This is a genomic window from Nostocoides australiense Ben110 (assembly GCF_001050535.1).
Lineage (GTDB): Bacteria > Actinomycetota > Actinomycetes > Actinomycetales > Dermatophilaceae > Nostocoides_A > Nostocoides_A australiense.
Window position 1 is genome coordinate 3,098,082 of record NZ_HG764815.1, and the last position, 2,752, is coordinate 3,100,833.

At 72.1% G+C, this 2,752-nt stretch carries 3 protein-coding genes and 1 pseudogene; 2 read left to right on the forward strand and 2 right to left on the reverse strand.

The genetic code is table 11. From position 1 onward, the window contains the following. Together BN11_RS23955 and disA are read right to left on the reverse strand one after the other, a co-directional pair. Positions 1–603: HhH-GPD family protein (locus BN11_RS23955; protein WP_053084127.1), on the reverse strand; the 603-nt coding region annotated here is incomplete at its 3' end. A 20-nt stretch (positions 604–623) separates the two neighbouring features. Next, positions 624–1,703 carry a DNA integrity scanning diadenylate cyclase DisA gene (gene disA, locus BN11_RS14980; protein ID WP_048698991.1) on the reverse strand — a complete coding sequence of 360 codons (1,080 nt, stop codon included), beginning with the start codon at positions 1,701–1,703 and terminating at the stop codon, positions 624–626. Between the two features lie 168 nt (positions 1,704–1,871). Between disA and BN11_RS21385 the strand changes: the two genes are divergently transcribed. Continuing rightward, on the forward strand, positions 1,872–2,507 hold the full coding sequence (locus BN11_RS21385) for an antitoxin (protein ID WP_053084128.1): 636 nt from the start codon (positions 1,872–1,874) through the stop codon (positions 2,505–2,507). 47 nt (positions 2,508–2,554) lie between these two features. Then, positions 2,555–2,752 (forward strand): annotated as a pseudogene (locus BN11_RS23960) (DNA repair protein RadA); the annotation flags it as partial.

Below are 2,752 nucleotides of genomic sequence, written 5' to 3' on the forward strand. Positions count from 1 at the left end.
GGCGACGGGGCAGTCGGAGCAGCGCGGGGCCCGGGCGGTGCAGACGAGGGCGCCGAGTTCCATCGCCGCCACATTCCAGGCGTTGGCGTCGCTGCGGGCCCGCGGCTGCCAGGTGGCCGCCAGCTCACGTTCGGCCTTGGTCAGGCTCGGCGCGGCCTGCGCCTGCCCGAGGGCGATGCGCACGAGCACCCGCCGGACGTTGGTGTCGATGACGACGAGCGGGTTGCCGAAGGCGAAGCTGGAAACGGCCGCGGCCGTGTAGTCGCCGACGCCGGGCAGGGCGCGTAGCTCCTCCGGGTCGGACGGAACGTGACCGTCGTGCCGCTCGACCATGGCGCGGGCGGCGGCGTGCAGGTTGACCGCCCGGCGCGGGTAGCCCAGCCGGTCCCACGCGCGGATGGCCTCGCCGACCGGGGCTGCCGCCAGGTCGGCGGGGGTGGGCCAGCGGCGCAGCCACGCCTGCCAGGCCGGCAGGATGCGGGCGATGGGCGTCTGCTGCGCCATGACCTCGCTGACGAACACCCCCCACGGGCTGCACGACGGTTCGCGCCAGGGCAGATCGCGCCCGGCCACGGCATACCACTGCAGCACGGCGCGGTGCACGCGCGTGCGCTCGCGCGCGTTCAGATGTACCGCTCCAGGATGCTCGACTCCGCCAGCCGGCTCAGGCCTTCGCGGATGGTGCGAGCCCGGCCTTCGCCGACGCCGTCGACGAGCATGAGGTCGTCCTGGGTGGCCGCGAGCAGGCGTTGCAGGGTGCCGAAATGCTCGACGAGCCGTTCGAACACGGCACCCGGCAGGCGGGGGACCTTGTTGAGGAGGCGGTAGCCGCGCGGAGAGATGCTCGAATCGAGGCCCTCGGGGCCACCGAGCCCGATGACCCGGGCGGCGGAGGCGGGATCGAGCAGGTCGGTGCGGCTCAGCGCGGTCAGGCCGTCGATGAGTTCCCGGATGAGGTCATCGCCGACGACCCCGTCGGCGAGATAGTCGCGGATCAGCCACTCGAGGTCGTCGGTCAGGCCGGTGGTCAACTCCTCCAGTTGCAGGGTCAGCAGTCGCCCGTCGACACCGAGTTCGAGGACGTAACCGCTGACCTCGCCGCTGATGCGGCGCACCATCTCCAGCCGTTGCAGCACGGCGGCGACATCGCGGACAGTAACCAGGTCCTCGATCTCTAGCGCGGACAAGGTCGCAGTGACCTCGTCGAGCCGGGACCGGTACCGCTCCAGGGTGGCCAGCGCCTGATTGGCGTGGCTGAGCAGCTCGCTGGAGCCTTCGAGGACGTGGCGGCGGCTGCCGACATACAGCTGCACGATCCGCATCGACTGGCTGACGGAGACCACCGGCATGCCGGTCTGTTTGGCGACCCGCTCGGCGGTGCGATGCCGGGTGCCGGACTCCATCGTCTCGATGCTCGGATCGGGCACGAGCTGGGTGGCGGCGCGCACGATCCGGGACAGGTCGGAGTCCACGACGATGGCGCCGTCCATCTTGGCCAACTCTCGGAGCCGGGTCGCCGAGAACTCGATGTCGAGGGGGAAGCCGCCGGTGCACAGCTGCTCGACCGTGCGGTCGTGGCCGAGGACGATCAGGGCGCCGGTGTTGCCGCGCAGGATCCGCTCCAGCCCGTCGCGCAGTTCGGTGCCGGGTGCGAGCACGGCGAGGGTCGAGCGGTAGAGCTCCTCCTCCGACTGCTGCGCCACGCGTGTCCCTCCGTCGACCCCTGATGCCGGGCGGCGACAGTCTACGTGGCGGGGTGGGCTGAGGAACCTCTGCTGAGTTGGGCGATCGGTGGCTGCTGTGCCCCCGCCCGGGCCGATGTCGTGCCAACCTGCTGTGGTCCGACGTTCCGGCGAGGGAGGAGCCCCGCAATGACGCAAGATCCGCAGCGCTTCAGCAGCGAACAGGCCAAGGACATGGCCACCGGCGCCGTTCACAAATTCGGCGACCAGATCGGCGAGATGGTCGACAAGGCCGCGGCCGCCATCGACGAGCGCACCGGTTCTAAGTACAGCGAGCAGATCCACGCAGCCGGGGAGAAGGCCAAGGACGCCCTCGACGGCCTCGACGGACAGAACGACGACATCGGCGCACCGCCCGGTGAACCGGCGCCCCCTCCCACTCCTGCGCCTCCCGCCGACCCCACCACCTCCGCCCAGCCGGCGCCGCCCAGCGAGCCGGCGCCGCCCACTGAACCGACCCAGCCCGGCGAGCCAGCCCAGCCCAGCGAGCCAGTGCCGCCGGCTGAACCGGCCCAGCCCACTGAACCGATCCAGCCCAGCGAGCCGGCTCAGCCCACTGATCCGACTCCACCCACTGAACCGACCCAACCCACTGAACCGACCCAACCCACTGATCCGGCGTTCCCGGCACCGAATCCGCCGGCCTCGCCGCCGGACCCGTCCTTCCCGAGCGAGCCGAGCACGCCGGCCATACCGGGTGACCCGGCCATACCGTCCGATCCGTCGATCCCCGCGCAGCCGCCGAACCCGTCGCTACCCGGCTGAGGCGGGCCCGGCCCGGGTTGTCGGTGCCGCCGTCTAGCGTCTGCGTCATGGCGAAGACGACGCGGGCGAACTCCTTCCGCTGCACCGAGTGCGGCTGGAGCAGCGTGAAGTGGGTCGGCCGGTGCGGCGAGTGCCAGGCCTGGGGCACGGTGGCCGAGGCCGGCGGGGCGACGACCCGCACGGCCGCGGTGCTCAGCCCGGGCCGGCGGCCGGTGCCGATCGGCGAGGTCGATCCCACCAAGGCG

Excerpts from the sequence above, each read along its gene's own strand:
- BN11_RS21385 (WP_053084128.1), top strand. The coding sequence starts at position 1,872 with ATGACGCAAGATCCGCAGCGCTTCAGCAGCGAACAGGCCAAGGACATG.